At 67.1% G+C, this 16,515-nt stretch carries 13 protein-coding genes; 10 read left to right on the top strand and 3 right to left on the bottom strand.

Going from position 1 to position 16,515, the window contains the following annotated elements; translation table 11 throughout:
• Positions 1-54 precede the first annotated feature (54 nt).
• Positions 55-2,340: an ATP-dependent Clp protease ATP-binding subunit ClpA gene (clpA, locus tag CKW06_RS11950; RefSeq protein WP_005409594.1), complete on the bottom strand. Its 2,286-nt coding sequence runs from the start codon at positions 2,338-2,340 to the stop codon at positions 55-57.
• A 138-nt stretch (positions 2,341-2,478) separates the two neighbouring features.
• Between clpA and CKW06_RS11945 the strand changes: the two genes are divergently transcribed.
• A complete protein-coding gene (locus CKW06_RS11945) occupies positions 2,479-3,291 on the top strand; it encodes an APH(6) family putative aminoglycoside O-phosphotransferase (protein ID WP_024958751.1) in 813 nt (270 codons plus the stop codon).
• 135 nt (positions 3,292-3,426) lie between these two features.
• Here CKW06_RS11945 and clpS read toward each other — a convergent pair whose 3' ends face one another.
• On the bottom strand, positions 3,427-3,753 hold the full coding sequence (gene clpS, locus CKW06_RS11940; protein WP_038645966.1) for an ATP-dependent Clp protease adapter ClpS: 327 nt from the start codon (positions 3,751-3,753) through the stop codon (positions 3,427-3,429).
• A 112-nt stretch (positions 3,754-3,865) separates the two neighbouring features.
• Between clpS and CKW06_RS11935 the strand changes: the two genes are divergently transcribed.
• The 7 genes from CKW06_RS11935 (at position 3,866) to CKW06_RS11905 (ending at position 8,861) form a co-directional block, all read left to right on the top strand.
• Positions 3,866-4,336, top strand: coding sequence for a hypothetical protein (locus CKW06_RS11935; protein ID WP_005409591.1), 471 nt, complete (start codon positions 3,866-3,868; stop codon positions 4,334-4,336).
• A gap of 1 nt (position 4,337) precedes the next feature.
• Complete coding sequence (locus tag CKW06_RS11930; RefSeq protein ID WP_005409590.1) at positions 4,338-4,799, top strand: NUDIX hydrolase; 462 nt, start codon at positions 4,338-4,340, stop codon at positions 4,797-4,799.
• Positions 4,796-5,938, top strand: coding sequence for a tRNA 2-thiouridine(34) synthase MnmA (mnmA, locus tag CKW06_RS11925; protein WP_005413280.1), 1,143 nt, complete (start codon positions 4,796-4,798; stop codon positions 5,936-5,938). Before CKW06_RS11930 ends, mnmA begins: the two co-directional genes overlap by 4 nt.
• On the top strand, positions 5,935-6,549 hold the full coding sequence (gene hflD / locus CKW06_RS11920) for a high frequency lysogenization protein HflD (RefSeq protein WP_005413279.1): 615 nt from the start codon (positions 5,935-5,937) through the stop codon (positions 6,547-6,549). The genes mnmA and hflD overlap by 4 nt, the downstream gene beginning before the upstream one ends.
• Positions 6,550-6,712: 163 nt before the next feature.
• Positions 6,713-7,903, top strand: coding sequence for a methyl-accepting chemotaxis protein (locus tag CKW06_RS11915; protein WP_024958753.1), 1,191 nt, complete (start codon positions 6,713-6,715; stop codon positions 7,901-7,903).
• Positions 7,904-7,908: 5 nt separating this feature from the next.
• Positions 7,909-8,217 carry a hypothetical protein gene (locus CKW06_RS11910; RefSeq protein ID WP_231910941.1) on the top strand — a complete coding sequence of 103 codons (309 nt, stop codon included), beginning with the start codon at positions 7,909-7,911 and terminating at the stop codon, positions 8,215-8,217.
• Positions 8,218-8,354: 137 nt separating this feature from the next.
• On the top strand, positions 8,355-8,861 hold the full coding sequence (locus tag CKW06_RS11905; protein WP_024958755.1) for a hypothetical protein: 507 nt from the start codon (positions 8,355-8,357) through the stop codon (positions 8,859-8,861).
• 142 nt (positions 8,862-9,003) lie between these two features.
• Here the strand turns inward: CKW06_RS11905 and CKW06_RS11900 are convergent, their stop codons facing one another.
• Positions 9,004-11,763: a bifunctional diguanylate cyclase/phosphodiesterase gene (locus CKW06_RS11900; RefSeq protein ID WP_024958756.1), complete on the bottom strand. Its 2,760-nt coding sequence runs from the start codon at positions 11,761-11,763 to the stop codon at positions 9,004-9,006.
• Between the two features lie 131 nt (positions 11,764-11,894).
• On the opposite strand from CKW06_RS11900, the gene CKW06_RS11895 reads away from it, so the two are divergent.
• Entirely contained in the window at positions 11,895-13,997 is a 2,103-nt protein-coding gene (locus tag CKW06_RS11895; RefSeq protein WP_024958757.1) for a sensor histidine kinase, read from the top strand.
• Between the two features lie 4 nt (positions 13,998-14,001).
• Entirely contained in the window at positions 14,002-15,774 is a 1,773-nt protein-coding gene (locus tag CKW06_RS11890) for an EAL domain-containing protein (protein ID WP_024958758.1), read from the top strand.
• Positions 15,775-16,515: the final 741 nt, after the last annotated feature.

The following is a 16,515-nucleotide window of genomic DNA, read 5'->3' as shown; positions in this document are numbered from 1 at the left end:
GCCGAAGCCGCCCTTGTCATTTCCAGTCTTTCACGCCAAGCCTGCGGCGTCAGCTCATTCCACCGTGACCGGCAGCAGCCGCTCCGGCTCGGCCTGGGTCTCGACCACCAGCTCGTCGTCGCGCACGTCGATGCTGACCTTGCCGCCGTTGACCAGCTTGCCGAACAGCAGTTCGTCGGCCAACGGACGCTTGATCTTGTCCTGGATCACGCGGGCCATCGGACGGGCACCCATCAGCGGGTCGAAACCATGGTGGGCCAGCCAGTCGCGCGCGGTCGGGGTGGCCGACAGGCTGACGTGCTTGTCCTGCAGCAGCATCTCCAGCTCGATCAGGAACTTGTCGACCACGCGCAGGATGTGCTCGAAGCCCAGCGCCTGGAACTGCACCACCGCGTCAAGACGGTTGCGGAATTCCGGGGTGAAGCTGCGGCGGATGGTCTCCATCGCGTCGGTGGCATGGTCCTGCTTGGTGAAGCCGATCGACCGCCGCGAGGCCTGCGCGGCGCCGGCATTGGTGGTCATCACCAGCACCACGTTCTTGAAGTTCGCTTCGCGACCGTTGGTATCGGTCAGCACACCGCGGTCCATCACCTGCAACAGGATGTTGAAGATGTCCGGATGCGCCTTCTCGATCTCATCCAGCAGCAGCACGCAATGCGGCGTCTTGACGATCTTCTCGGTCAGCAGGCCGCCCTGGTCGAAACCGACGTAGCCCGGAGGCGCGCCGATCAGGCGGCTGATCGAATGCGGCTCCATGTACTCGGACATGTCGAAGCGGACCAGCTCGATGCCCAGCTGCAACGCCAGCTGCTTGGTCACTTCGGTCTTGCCGACACCGGTCGGGCCGGCGAACAGGAAATTGCCGATCGGCTTTTCCGGGTTGCCCAGGCCCGAACGGGCCAGCTTGATCGCCGAGGACAGCGTCTCGATGGCCGGGTCCTGGCCGAAGATCACCATCTTCAGGTTGCGCTCCAGGTGCTGCAGCACATCCTTGTCGGTGGCACTGACCTGCTTGGCCGGGATCCGCGCCATCTTGGCCACGATCGCCTCGACCTCCTCGACGTCGATCAGCTCCTTGCGCTGCTCCTCGGGCAGCAGGCGCTGGCGGGCACCGGCCTCGTCGATCACGTCGATGGCCTTGTCCGGCAGCAGGCGGTCGCCGATGTGCTTCACCGACAGGTCCACTGCGGCCTGCAGGGCCTCGTCGGAGTAGGTCACACCGTGATGCAGCTCGTACTTGGACTTCAGGCCCTGCAGGATCTCGTAGGTCTCGCCCACCGTCGGCTCGACGATGTCGATCTTCTGGAAGCGGCGCGCCAGCGCGCGGTCCTTCTCGAAGATGCCGCGGTATTCCTGGAACGTGGTCGAGCCGATGCAGCGCAGCTCGCCCGACGCCAGCGCCGGCTTGATCAGGTTGGACGCATCCATGGTGCCGCCCGACGCCGAACCGGCACCGATGATGGTGTGGATCTCGTCGATGAACAGCACCGCGTTGGGCACCTTCTTCAGCGCGGTCAGCACGCTCTTCAGGCGCTTCTCGAAGTCGCCACGGTACTTGGTACCGGCCACCAGTGCGCCCAGGTCGAGCGAGTAGATCACCGCGTCGGCCAGCACGTCGGGCACCGAGCCTTCGATGATGCGGCGGGCCAGGCCCTCGGCGATGGCCGTCTTGCCTACGCCCGCCTCACCGACGTACAGCGGGTTGTTCTTGCGGCGGCGGCACAGGACCTGGATGGTGCGCTCGATCTCGTCGGCACGGCCGACCAGCGGGTCGATGCGACCGGCCCGGGCCTGGTCGTTGAGGTTGCTGGCGAATTCGGTCAGGGCATCCCCCTTGGGCTCGCCCTCCCCGCCTTCCATGCGGCTCTCGCCCTCCGGGGACGAAGACGACTGCTCGCCTTCATCGCCCAGCTTGGCGATGCCATGGGACAGGTAATTGACCACATCCAGCCGGGTCACATCCTGCTGGTTGAGGTAATAGACGGCGTGGGAGTCCTTTTCGCCGAAGATGGCGACCAGCACATTGGCGCCGGTGACCTCCTTCTTGCCCGAGGACTGCACGTGGTACACGGCCCGCTGCAGCACACGCTGGAAGCCCAGGGTCGGCTGGGTGTCGCGGCCATCGTCTTCCGCCAGGCGGGACACGGAGGCCTCGATGGCCTGCTCCAGCTCCTGGCGCAGGCGGTCGGCATCGGCACCACAGGCCTTCAGTACGGCCTGGGCTGACGGGTTGTCGAGCAGTGCCAGCAGCAGGTGTTCGACCGTCATGAACTCATGCCGGGCCTCACGGGCGCGCTTGTAGCACTGGCCGATGGTGTGTTCGAGGTCTTTGCTGAACATGGATTACTCCGGCGGCAGATGGGGACAATATGCGGCCTGACTACGCGATTTCCATCACCCTAGCGGATTGCGGCGTTCAGATGGCGTTAGCAGTACAGATCGCTTGATGTTCATTCACTCCAGGACAGCCCACCCAGCATGAGCGAACCCTACCTGAGCCGCTGGCGATTGCGGCGTGATGGCCCGGCCATCCGTACGCCCCACGCCCGGCTCTGGCCGGTGCTGACCGCTGCGGGCGAGCCAGCGATGCTGAAGATCAGCAGCGAGACCGAGGAGCAGAACAGCCATCGCCTGCTACGCTGGTGGAACGGCGATGGCGCCGCCCGCCTGCTGGCCCACGAGGGGCCTGCGATCCTGATCGAGCGTGCCCGCGGTGACTCGCTGCGGCAACGCTCGATCGAGGGCGACGATGACGCCTGCACCGCGATCCTGTGCCAGGCCCTGCAGCGGCTGCACCGGCCACGGAGCGCGCCGCCAGCGGAACTGGTCTGCCTGCGTACATGGTTCGCCGACCTGCTGCAGCCAAGGGCTGTCCTGCCGCCACTGCTGGAACAGTGCAGATCACTGGCGGAGGGGCTGCTGCATGACGAACAGGAGATCCGCCCGCTGCACGGCGACCTGCATCATGACAATGTGCTGGATTTCGGCCCGCGCGGCTGGTTGGCGATCGACCCGAAGCGACTGCTGGGGGACCGTGCGTTCGATTACACGACGATGTTCAGCAACCCGGACCTCTGTGGTCCGGGCATCCACGTTGCGACGCGGCCCGAGCGGTTTGCGATCCGCCTTGAGCAGGTCTGTGCGCTGGCCGAACTGGAACGCACACGCCTGCTGCGCTGGATCGCGGCCAGCACTGCGCTGTCGGCAGTGTGGTTCAGGGATGACGGCGACCCGGCCGATATCGACGAGACAGTCGCCCGGATGGCCCTGGAGGCGCTGGCGGAAGCGTGAAACCCACCCCGTAGGCGCCCAGCTTGGTGGGCACGCGCCATCCCTGATCGACACGGGCTTCTGCCTTGGTAGGTGCCCACCTTGGTGGGCACACCCATCCGGGATCGATGTGCCCGGACGAGAACCGGCAGCTGGTCAGGCCTTTTCCATCGTGCACAGCAGCGGGTGCTGGTTCATCCGCGAGTACTCGTTGACCTGGGCGACCTTGGTCTCGGCCACTTCGCGGGTGAACACCCCGCACACGCCGCGGCCGCGGGTATGGACGTGCAGCATCACCTGCGTGGCCTTGTCCAAGTCCATGCTGAAGAACTGCTGCAGCACATCCACCACGAAATCCATCGGGGTGTAGTCGTCATTGAGCAGCATCACCTGGTAGAACGGCGGCGGCGCCACTTCCGGGCGCACGGCCTCTACGGCGACGCCGTGCTCGTGCTGGGAATCGGGGGAAGACTCATGGGGCATCGGGCCATTATAGAGGCTCGGGCGCGCCTGCGTCGGCCTGCCGCAGATTGGACGGCACGCACGCCCACCGTCACAATTGCACCCTCTCTCAACACTGTTTCACAGGATCTTCATGAAAAGGACCCTTCTCCCCGCCCTCCTGATCGCTCTGGCTGCCACCGGCTCCGCTGCCGCCGCAGACGCCGACAAGGCCGTGGCCCGCCATCTGGACAAGCTGGGCTACACCTACGAAGTCGATGAGGACGGCGACTACCGCATGGTCTTCGACGTCGAGGGTGACCGCACCCAGATGGTCTACGTGCGTTCGTCGGTGGAAGATTTCGGTACCCACAACATCCGCGAGATCTGGTCGCCGGCCTACAACGCGAAGACCAAGCAGTTCCCGGTGGCCGTGGCCAACCGCCTGCTGGAAGATTCGCAGGATGCCAAGATGGGCGGCTGGGTAAAGCAGGACACCACCGCCATGTTCGTGGTCAAGATCGACGCCGATGCCACTGCCGACCAGCTCAGCGACGCCATCGATGCGGCCATCCGCACCGCCGACGCCATGGAGCTGGAACTGACCAAGAAGGACGAGTTCTGAGTTGAACGCCACGCCGGACCCGCGCTGGGCACCGCACGCCACCGTCGCCACGGTGGTGGTCGACGGCGGCCGCGTGTTGCTGGTTGAAGAGACCATCGATGGCCGGCAGGTGCTGAACCAGCCGGCCGGCCACCTCGAGCCGGGCGAAAGCCTGGCCGAGGCGGCCCTGCGCGAGACCCGCGAGGAAACCGGCTGGACGGTGCAGCTGACCCATTTCATCGGCTGCTACCAGTGGACTGCCGGCGACGGCACCGCCTTCCTGCGCTTCTGCTACGCGGCGCGCCCGGTCTCACACGACCCGGCGCAGCCACTGGACACCGGCATCGACCGCGCGCTGTGGCTGACCCCGGCCGAACTGCAGGCCGCCGGCGAGCGCCAGCGCAGCCCGCTGGTCTGGCAGGTGGTGGCTGATTACCTGGGTGGCCAGCGCCATCCGCTTTCGCTGGTCCGGGAGGTCGCATGAGCACTCCGCGCGTGATGGTGGGCGTCTCCGGAGGTGTCGACTCTTCGGTCGCCGCCTGGCGCCTGGTACAGCAGGGCGAAGCCGTGGCCGGCCTGTTCATGCAGAACTGGGCCGACGATGGCAGCGGCGACTGCCGCGCCGAGGACGACCGCCGCGATGCGGTGGCCGTCTGCGGCCTGCTCGGCATCCCGTTCCACTTCCGCGACTTCTCAAGCGAGTACTGGCAGGGCGTGTTCGAGCACTTCCTGGCCGAGTACGCCGCCGGTCGCACTCCGAATCCGGACGTGCTGTGCAACCGCGAAGTGAAGTTCAAGCACTTCCTGGATGCCGCCCGCGAGCTGGGCGCCGAACGCATCGCCACCGGGCACTATGCACGGGTGACCCAGCGCGGCCACCAGTGGCTGCTGCTGCGCGGCGCCGACCGTTCCAAGGACCAGAGCTACTTCCTGCACCAGCTGGGCCAGGAGCAGCTGGCGGCCACCCTGTTCCCGATCGGCGACCTGGAAAAGACCGACCTGCGCCGGATCGCGCGTGACGTCAGCCTGCCGACCCACGCCAAGAAAGACTCCACCGGCATCTGCTTCATCGGCGAGCGTGACTTCCGCGAGTTCCTTGGCCGCTACCTGCCGGCCAGGCCCGGCCAGATCCTCGACCCGGCCGACGGCAGCGTGATCGCCGAACATCCGGGCGTGTTCTATTTCACCCTGGGCCAGCGCGAGGGCCTGAACATCGGCGGCGTGCGCGGCCGCCCGGCCGCACCGTGGTACGTGGTCGGCAAGGATGTGGCCAGCAACGTGCTGTACGTGGACCAGGACCGCGACAGCAAGTGGATGCTGTCCGAGCGCCTGCGTTCGGAAACCGCGCACTGGATCGCCGGTTCGCCGCCGGCACGGCGCTTCGAATGCACCGCCCAGACCCGCTACCGCCAGCCCGATGAGCCGTGTACGGTCCAGGTGCTGGACGATGGCAGCGTGCTGGTCACCTTCGCGCGCCCGCAGCGCGCCGTTACCCCCGGTCAATCGCTGGTGCTGTATGACGGTGACGTGTGCCTGGGTGGCGCGGTGATCGCCGCCACCGATGCGCCGCTGGAACAGCGCCTGCGCACCACCCCGTCCCCTTTTGAGGTAATCGCTGCATGAGTTTCACTGTCGACGACCGCGTCCTGGCCCTGGCCGGCATTGCCCAGGCCCTGCAGCAGGTACGCCGTATCGCCGATACCGGCCATTCCGACGCCGCCGCCGTGCGCACCGCCGTGGACAGCGTGTTCCGTGTCGATGCGTCCTCGCCGCAGGAGGTGTTCGGTGACCGCCATGCACTGAAGTCCGGCCTGCGCCTGCTGCACAACTACTTCCGCAGCCAGGGCCAGGACCCGATCCTGCCCAAGCTGGCCCTGTCGGTGCTGCAGCTGGAGCGTCGCTTCGTTCAGGATGGCGCCACTGTGAACAAGGTCGCCTCGGGCATCGAGCGCGCCCAGCGCCAGGCCACCGAACTGGGCGACAGCGGCCACCCGGACGTGCTGGCCAACCTGGGAGGCCTTTACGCCGACACCATCAGCCACCTCAAGCCGCGGGTAATGGTGCAGGGCAACCCGCACTACCTGGGCCAGGCTGGCGTGGTGGCCGAGATCCGCGCCCTGCTGCTGGCCGCGGTGCGCGCTGCGGTGCTGTGGCGGCAGCTGGGCGGCAGCTACTGGGACTTCCTGTTCAGCCGCAAGGCGATGATCGAGGCCGTGGACCGGCAGCTGGCCTGAGGGTGTGGGGTCGGATCCCTTTCCGGCACGGAAAGGGCTCTGACCCCGAAGCCGCCAAGGCGCCGGAAAACCGGCGCATTCAGAATGCACTTCGAGGCATATCGACGTTAAAGAGAAAGGGGGTACGGCCGATACATCCTCCGTGCACCTCCCGAGAACGTCCATGTACTCACGCATTTTCATCCGTCTGGCCGCCCCCCTGGCTCTGACCCTGCTGCTCCCCTTCGCCATCGGTTTCGAATGGCCGGCCGCCCTGCGCTGGGCGATCCTGACCACGATGACGCTGAGCTGGCTCGGCTTTGCGTGGTGGACCACCCGCACCCAGGCACACCGTTCCCCGGAACACGCCCGTGTCCTGCGTGAGCAGGACCAGCTGCTGACCGAACTGCGCAATTTCGTCGGCAACGAGATCGAGGGTTCGCGCGGCGAAGTGGAACGCGCCCGTGACCTGATCCGCCAGGCCGTCTCCAGCCTCGGTGGCAGCTTCGATGCGATGAACCGCAAGTCGCGCCAGCAGAGCCAGGCCCTGTCGCGCATCGTCGACCGCGCCGGTGACGAAGGCAATGCCGGCCTCGACGTTGCCCGTTTCGCCCAGCACGCCAGCCACCGCATGGAACAGCTGGTCGAAGCGTTGGAACAGGTGAGCGGCCAGAGCAGCACCACCGTGCAGCACATCGACCAGATGGCTCAGCACCTGGATGGCATCTTCGCGCTGCTGGAAGACGTCAAGTCGATCGCCGACCAGACCAACCTGCTGGCCCTGAACGCTGCCATTGAAGCGGCACGTGCCGGTGAAGCCGGTCGTGGCTTCGCGGTGGTCGCCGACGAAGTGCGCAACCTGTCCGAGCGCTCGACCACCTTCAACGAGCAGATCCGCAAGCTGGCACACAGCTCCAAGGACGCCATCGCCAAGGTGCGCGAGACGGTCTCGCACATGGCCTCGCGTGACATGGACCGCTCCCGCGAAGCGCGCCAGGAAGCGGCGGCGATGCTCGACAACGTCGCGCAGATCAACGCCTCGCTGGGTGACGGCATGCGCGAAGTGTCCGAGTGCGCCCGTTCGATCGATGGCAGCGTGGCCGAAGCCGTGCGCGCCCTGCAGTTCGAGGACATCGCCACCCAGGCGCTGGGCGGCGTGCACACCCACCTGGACCGCCTGACCGCGATCAACCGCGAAGCGGTGGCCCTGCAGGAACTGCTGCACCGCAATGGCGGCGTGTTCGACGAAGAGATCGCCACCGCCCTGCAGCGCACCGGCAGCCGCCTGCGCGAACTGCGCAGCGAGTGGGAACGCCCGCCGCACAAGCCGGTTGCCCAGCAGAGCATGGGCGCCGGCACCGTCGAGCTGTTCTGATCCTGATGTCCGCTGCCCTCGCCGGCAGCCCGCAAGGCCCCGGTTCGTCCGGGGCCTTTGCCTGTGACCCGCCGTTGGATGCATCCTGTACCCGCACCATGACCCTGATCCGCGCCCTGCCCTCCCTCACCGATAGCGAGCGCCCGCGCAACGCGAGCGTGCGTGAGCAGCTGCAGCAGCTGGAAGAGGTCGCCCGCGAAGAGATCCGCGAACTGCAGCAGCTGGCGGACGCGCGCCCCGCCCCGCCGCGGGCGGACGAGGCGCTGCTGGGACTGGCCTGGGACCTGGGGTTGGACGGGGAAGCGCTGAAGTAGATCCACGCCGTGCGTGGACGGCTTTCATCCGCCGGTGTGACGCCTGGCCCTCGCCGCAACATCCACGCATGGCGTGGATCTACCGGGGTGGCGAAATCGTTGTGGCATGATCCACCGATCCCGTTCATGGAAGACCGATGGCCATCACCCTGATCGCACTCCTGCTGATCGAGACCGTCCTTCTGATGGCCTGGGTGGCCGGTTATTTCAGTTGGGGCATCACCCTGTTCAACGAACGCATCGCGGCGTCACCGGCCATGCAGGCCCGCCTCTCGCTGGGCAGCCTGGAACGTGACCTGCCGCAGGACAAGTGGCTGCAACTGGCCTTCCATGCGCTGCCCGATGGCAGCATGGCGTTCCGCGAGAGCTTCGCGCCGAGCTTCGGCCTGCGCTACTTCCCGGTGATGCGCGGTCGCATCGTACTCAACGCGCGACGGCACGAAGTGCGGGTGATTGGCCTGTGCAGCTGGTTCGTGGCCATCCTGTCGCTGTTGCTGTTGCCGCTGGTGGCGATGCGCCCGGTGGTGGCGCCGATGCTGCTGGTGCTTCCGCTGTTCCTGGCCAGCTATCTGGTCCAGAAGCGGCGCTATGCGGCCATTGTAGAAGCGCTGCGCATGCAGCTGAGGGCGGATTTTCCGAGGTAGATCCACGCCATGCGTGGATGATCGACAGGCACAGGCATCCGTGCCGGCCAACGGTCGGCCCCCACCAAAGCGGGTTGCGGTAGATCCACGGCATGCGTGGATAGGCACAGCAGCCAGGGTCAGTTCCAACCAGTGCAGCTGATCACCGCATCAGCATCACTTCCCCACTGGCATCGGTGCGCAGCGAAACCGGCTGTGGCTGGCGCAGCCACTGCGCCAGGTCACGCGGGCTGAGCGGGCGCGAGTACAGGTAGCCCTGGATCTCGTCGCAGCCCTGGCGGCGCAGCATGTCCTCTTCCTGGTGCGTTTCCACGCCCTCGGCCACCACCTTCATGCCCAGCGCGTGGCCCAGGTGCACGATGGCCTGGGTCACTTCGGCCGTACCCGAATCGTGCAGCATGCCCTGCACGAAACTGCGGTCGATCTTCAGGCGCCCCACCGGGAAGCGGTTGAGGTAGTTGAGATTGGAGAAGCCGGTACCGAAGTCATCCACCGCCAGCGGCACGCCGTGCCGTTCCAGCACGTCGAAGCAATGGCGCAGGATGTCGGTGTCACGGATCAACGCCGACTCGGTCAGTTCCAGCTCCAGCCGCTGCGGTGGCCAGCCATGGGCGTGGCAGATTTCGATCACACGCTCGGCAAAGCCGCGGTCTCGCAGCTGTACCGCAGAAACATTCACCGCAATGCGGTCGAAACGCAGACCGGCACGGTCCCAGGCGGTTGCCTGGCGGCAGGCCTCATTCAGCACCCAGTCGCCGATCCGCACGATCTCGCCGCATTTCTCGGCAATGGGGATGAACTCGGCCGGGCTGCAGTAGCCGATCCCGGGGCGGTGCCAGCGCAACAGTGCCTCGATCGCCGGCCGCTCGCCGTGGTGGGCGTGCAGCAGCGGCTGGTAGGCCAGGCTGAACTCTTCGCGCTCGATGGCGCCGTGCAGGGCATGCTCCAGCTCCAGCTTGCGCTGGATGCGGGCCAATGCGTCCTGGCTGTAGTACTGGTAGGTGTTGCGCCCCGCTTCCTTGGCTGCGTACATCGCGGCATCGGCGGCACGCAGCAATGAATCGAAATCGGTCTGTGCATCGCCCAGCATCGCGATGCCGACGCTGGCGCCGACCTTCAACGTGGTCTCGCCACGACGCAGCGGCTCGGCCAGCGAAGCGATCAGCTTGCGCGCGACGTGGCCGGCGTCTTCCGGCTCGGCCAGGTCGCGCAGTACCACGATGAATTCATCACCACTGAAGCGGCCGAACAGGTCGTTGTTGCGCAGGTTCTGGTGCAGGCGCGTCGCAGCGGCCTTCAGCAGCGCATCACCGGTGGCGTGGCCGAAGCTGTCGTTGATGGTCTTGAAGCCATCCAGGTCGATGAACAGCATCGCCAGCGATGTGCCACGGTCACGTGCTTCCTCGATGGCCTCTGCCGTCTGCTCGCCGAGCAGCACGCGATTGGGCAGGCCGGTCAGCAGATCGTAGTGGGCCAGCAGTTCGATGCGCTCGTTGGCCTCGCGCTCGCGGGTGATGTCACGGAACAGCACCACGAAGCGCGGCGGCAGGCGGTCACGGCGGTCCAGCTCGATCAGCACCTGCACCCAGACGCGCAGGCCGGACTGGCGGTAGAAGCACAGGTCCAGCTGCTCGGGCAGCCCCCCGTTGGCGATGCGCGCCAACGCCGCTTCGAAGGCATTGCGTGAGTCCTCGGTGTACAACGCCAGCGCCTGGTCGAGGGTGATCGGTTCCTTGCGCAGGCCGTGAATGCGATAGCACTCCTCGGTCCACTGCATGTGCCGGGTCTTCACCTCGATCTCACAGCCGCCGATGCGGCCCAGCGCGGAGACGCGGTTGAGCAGCTCGGTGCGCCAGCGGATCAACGCGTCGGTCTGGTGCTGCTCGGTGATGTTCTGCACCTGTCCGAGCAGTCGCTTGGGCTGTCCGTCCATGTCCAGCAACGGCTGCATCCACAGCCGCAGGTGCTGCGACGGCTCGTTGCCCCGGGTCAGTTCCAGTTCGAGATTGGCGGCACGGCCATCGCGCCACAACCGCCGCCACGCCGCGCGCAATGCGCCACGTGAACGTGGGTGCAGCTGCTTCAGCCAGCGCCGCTGGCCGGGTACGGCGCCCTGCTCCAGCGCAAGCATCGAACGCAGCTCCGGCGACCACCAGAAATGACCACTGTTGGGGTCGAACGACCAGCTGCCCATGCTGGCGATGCGCTGGGCCTCGCTCAGGTGAAGCTGCTGTTCCTGCAGCAGCCCTTCCAGCTGCTTCTGCTGTTCGATATCGGTATGGGTACCGACCATGCGCAGCGGCTGGCCATCGGCGGTGCGCGCGACCACGCGGCCCCGGTCCAGTACCCAGCGCCACTGGCCATCGGCCTGGCGGAAACGGAACTGCGCGCTGTACTGCTCGCTCAAGCCACGCAGATGCTCTTCCAGTGCGGCCCGCACCTGGGCGATGTCCTCGCCGTGCACGCGGGCCAGCATCTCGGTGGCGGTTTCATCGCCCACTGCCGGGGTGCGCACCACACGGTCACTGGGAATGTCCCAGTCCCACAGGCTGTGGCCAGCACTGTCCAGCGCCAGCTCCCAGCGCCCACCGCCGCCGAGCGGCACCGGTTCGGGAATGCTCAGCGTAAAGGCCAGCAGGTTGCCGGCGCCATCGTGCACGGCGCGCAGGTGGCCATCGTAGTGCCCGTGCGGGCCACCCGGCAGCGTGCAGGCCACGATGCCGCCATCGGCAGCCATCAGGCGCAGATCTTCCAGCATCGGCGCATACGCAGCCACGGTGGCCGGCAGGCCATGCTCGCGCGCAGCCGGATTGGCCGCCAGCGGGCGACCCGTGCGGTCGACGATGACCAGCGCCGACGCAAGCGGGTGCTGCAGCAGGCTGGCGATGATCCCTTGGTCCACGCGATCTTGCTCCGGATGACACGCCCGTCAGCGGGGCACGCAGTGGTTAACGGCGCCTGCGGCGGATAATTGAGTGGTCTGGGCGCACCTGCGCGGTAAGATGGCCGGCGCCCCTTTCAACCAGCCCGTCCATGCCTGCAGAACCGACCGGCACCGCCCTTGTACCCGATCCGCGGATGGCGCAGGCGCTGAGCCGCGACCGGCGACGGGTGGTCCTGAGCTACCTGGTGATGGCATTGGCCTGGATGATCGCTTCCGACAGCGCCGTGCAGGCGCTGGTGCCGGATCCGCAGCAGGCGGCGATGTGGCAGAGCGTGAAGGGCTCGTTCTTCGCACTGGCCAGTGCCGGCCTGCTGTACCTGCTGCTGCGGCCGCTGGCCGAGCATGTGCTGCACACCCATGCGCGCCAGCAGGCCTCGGAGCTGCGCCTGCGGCAGATGTTCGAGGGCAACCCCGGCCCGATCCTGGTCTACGACCTGGACACGCTGGCGATCCTCGATGCGAATCCGGCTGCCTGTACCACCTTCGGCTGGGAGCGTGACGAACTGCTGGAGCAGACCATCGACGCGTTGTGGCCGCCAGGCCAGGACCAGGCGCTGCAGACCAAGCTGGAGGCGATCCGCGAGGCGCCGGAGGAACTGTGCATCCTGCGTGCCCAACTGCAGCTGCGTGACGGCTCGCTGCGGCAGATGGAACTGCGCTCCAACGCCATCAGCTATGACGGCCACAACGCCCGCTTGTTGATTGCCATCGACCGCACCGCCGAAGACCTGGCCCAGCTGCGCCGTGACCAGGCGCTTGCGCGGGTGGAAGAAGCCCACGAACTGGCGCGCATCGGCGCCTGGGAACTGGACCCGTCCACCGGCATGGGCCGCTACTCCAACCAGGTCTACCGCCTGCTTGGCCGCCGGCCGCCGGAAGCCCGCCGCTGGCACCGCTTCGACGAGCTGCTGGTTCCCGCCGACCCTGCCACCGCCACCCAGACCGAACAGCTGCTGGCCGACCTCTGCTCGGGTGATCCGGTGCAGGTAGACGTACTGCTGCCCCTGCTGTCGATGGACGGACGCGCCCTGATGGTGCACCTGCGTGCCGCCAGTGGTGTCGATGAGTCCGGCCGCAGCCGCGTACTGGGCACCCTGCAGGACGTGACCGAGCGGGAGCAATCGCGACGCCTGCTGCGCGAGCGCGAAGAACAGTTCCGTGAGCTGGTGCGGGTGCTGCCCGATGGCGTGGTGATCCTCTCCGACGAGCACGTGCTGTACACCAACGCCTGGGCGGCCAGCCTGTTCGGCTATGGCAGCCATACCCTGCTGGGTGAGCCGCTGTCGGCGCTGGTCGCTGCCGGTGATCTGGCCCGCGTCCGCGGCCAGCTGCGTGCAGGACAGCCACACCTGGGCCCCGGCCACAGCAGCGTGGTGGCCATGCAGCGCGCCGACGGCCGCAGCTTCCATGCCGGCCTGGCGGTGGGCGAGGTCCGCTATGGTGGCCGCGACTGCAAGCTGCTGATCGTGCGCGACCTCAGTGATTCCGAACGGACGCGCAGTGCACTGGAAACCAGCAACCGCGAACTGCAGGCGATGGCCGGCCGCCTGTTCTCCCTGCAGGAAGACGAGCGCCGCGCGATCTCGCGCGATCTGCACGACGACATCGGCCAGGCGATCACGGCGATCAAATTGTCCGCCCATGCCGCGCAGGACGAGCACGATCCGCAACGCCGCGCCGAGGACCTGGCACAGATCGTCAGCCTGGCCGACACCACGGTAGCCAAGCTGCGCGACATCTCCACCCTGCTGCGCCCTCCGCAGCTGGACGCGCTGGGCCTGGAAGCAGCCCTCAGCTGGCAGGCACGGGTCCTGTTCCGTTCTTCGCAGGTGGAGCTGCTGGCCGAGATCGAGCCCCTGCCTCATCGCCCCGACAACAGCATCGAACAGGCCTGCTTCCGCATCGCACAGGAGAGCCTGACCAACGTGCTGCGGCACGCGCGCGCGAGCCAGGTACACCTGCAACTGCGCGACATCGGCAAGCGCAGCCTGCACCTGCAGATCCGCGACGACGGCGAAGGTTTCGACCCGGACGGCCCGCGCGGCCTGGGCCTGATCGTGATGCGCGAGCGCGCGCAGAGTGTCGGCGGCCATGTGCGCATCGAGTCCGCACATGGCGAAGGCACCCTGATCGACGTTCACCTCCCCTACCAGGCGGCCAGCATGGCCGCCGTTGAGTCACCGGAATACTGAGCCTATGTGGAATCCCAACCAGCCGCCGGTCAGCATCGATGATGCACCCGATCGCCTCGGTGCCGGCAACCCCGAGCTGCAGGCGATGGTCGCCGAAGCGGCCTCCGGCGGCACCGCGCTGATGCTGATGCACGTGGACATCGACCACTTCGCTTCCGTCAACGAGAACATGAGCGCCGAGGTGGGTGACCAGGCGCTGGTGCTGGTGGCGCAGCGGTTGCAGTCCTACCTGCGGGGTCGCGGCAAACTGTGGCGGCATGGCAGCGACGAGTTCCTGATCGCGGTCCCGCGCAACACCGACGTGCCGCTGCCGGAGGACTTCGCCGAGGAGATCCGGCAACAGATGGAGTTGCCCCTGTCGGTGCTGCCGTACACGCTGTTCATGACTGGCAAGCTGGGGGTGAGCCTGTGCCCGGAACACGCCAGTAACGCCTCGCGACTGCTCGACCACGCCGAGGATGCGCTGTACCAGGCAGCCCGCGAAGGTGGAAACGCGGTGCGCATCCATGCAGTGGATACCCCGCCGAGCGCGCACAGCGAGAGCATCATCGCGCGCCAGATCGTCGACGCGATCCCCAACGGCGAGCTGAAGCTTCGCTACCAGCCGCTGGTCAGTGCCCGCGACGGCCATGTGGTGGGCATGGAGGCGCTGCTGCGCTGGCAGTCCCCCACGCTGGGCATGCTGGTACCGGAGCGCTTCATGCGCACCGCCGAGCGGCTGGGCATCATCGTGCAGATCGGCACCTGGGTGCTGGAAGGCGCGCTCATGCAGGCCCGCCTGTGGCGCGACCAGGGCTTCGACGACTTCACCATTGCCGTGAACGTCTCCACCCTGCAGCTGCTGCGGCCGAACTTCTTCGCTGAAGTGATGGGCCTGATCCAGGCCGCGGGCGTGCCGGCACAGATGCTGACGCTGGAGATCAACGAAAGCGCGCTGACCAACAATGTCAATTTCGTGCACGAGACATTGGCCAACCTGCGCAACGAAGGCATCAGCCTGAGCCTGGACAACTTCGGCACCGGCGATTCCAGCCTCAGTGCGCTGGTGCGTTACCCGGTGGACAAGCTGAAGATCGACCGCAGTTTCATCAAGAGTGCACCAGCCGGCAACCGCGAGGCGGCCATCGCACGCGCGATCATCGCCATGGGCCACCAGCTGGGCATGACGGTCATTGCCAACGGCGTGGAATCGCAGGCGCAGCTGGGCTTCCTGCGCCGCAACGACTGCGACGTGTTCCAGGGCTACCTGTTCGGCGAACCGATGTCGGCCGATGCCGCCGGCATGACCCTGCGCCGCCGCTACCTGCGCCCGGAAGCCTTCGCCGAGACCCGCCCCGATCGCACGCTGCTGCTGCTGGACGACGAGGAGAACGTGCTGCGCTCGCTGGTACGCCTGTTCCGCCGCGATGGCTACCGCATCCTGGCCGCCGGCAACGTGCGCGATGCGTTCGATCTGCTGGCGATCAACGACGTGCAGGTGATCCTGTCCGACCAGCGCATGAGCGACATGAGCGGCACCGAGTTCCTGGGCCGGGTGAAGATGCTGTACCCGGATACGATCCGCCTGGTGCTGTCCGGTTACACCGATCTGAACACGGTGACCGACGCGATCAACCGTGGCGCGATCTATCGCTTCCTGACCAAACCGTGGAACGACGATGAGCTGCGCAAGCACATCCACCAGGCATTCCGCACCTATGAGGAGCAGCGTCGCAGCAACGCCGGTCCGGCGCCTGCCGAGAGCGGGGATGGCGGCGAGGATCGCCCGCTGCGGTAACGATCCCGTCTGGTAGAGCCGGCCGCTGGCCGGCTGCTCTCGATGCCTGGCTCAAAGGGGTTGCCGGCCAGCGGCCGGCACTACCCGAAGCGCGAATCCAGGTCGGGGACAAGCCCTGGTAGAGCCAGCCGCTGGCCGGCTGCTCTCGATGCCTGGTTCAAAGGGGTTGCCGGCCAGCGGCCGGCACTACCCGAAGCGCAAACCCGGTCGGGGACAAGCACTGGTAGAGCCAGCCGCTGGCCGGCTGCTCTCGATGCCTGGTTCAAAGAGGTTGCCGGCCAGCGGCCGGCACTACCCGAAGCGCAAACCCGGTCGGGGACAAGCACTGGTAGAGCCGGCCGCTGGCCGGCTGCTCTCGATGCCTGCTTCAAAGGGATTGCCGGCCAGCGGCCGGCACTACCCGAAGCGCGAATCCGGTCGGGGACAAGCCCTGGTAGAGCCGGCCGCTGGCCGGCTGCTCTCGATGCCTGGCTCAAAGAGGTTGCCGGCCAGCGGCCGGCACTACCCGAAGCGCGAATCCGGTCGGGGACAAGCCCTGGTAGAGCTGGCCGCTGGCCGGCTGCTCTCGATGCCTGGTTCAAAGAGGTTGCCGGCCAACGGCCGGCACTACCCGAAGCGCAAACCCGGTCGGGGACAAGCACTGGTAGAGCCGGCCGCTGGCCGGCTGCTCTCGATGCCTGGTTCAATGGGATTGCCGGCCAGCGGCCGGCACTACCCGAAGCGCGAACCCGGTCGGGGACA

The organism is Stenotrophomonas maltophilia, from assembly GCF_900186865.1.
Taxonomy (GTDB): Bacteria; Pseudomonadota; Gammaproteobacteria; order Xanthomonadales; family Xanthomonadaceae; genus Stenotrophomonas; species Stenotrophomonas maltophilia.
The sequence above is the reverse complement of the archived record's forward strand: the minus strand, read 5'-3'. Positions and strand labels throughout refer to the sequence as shown.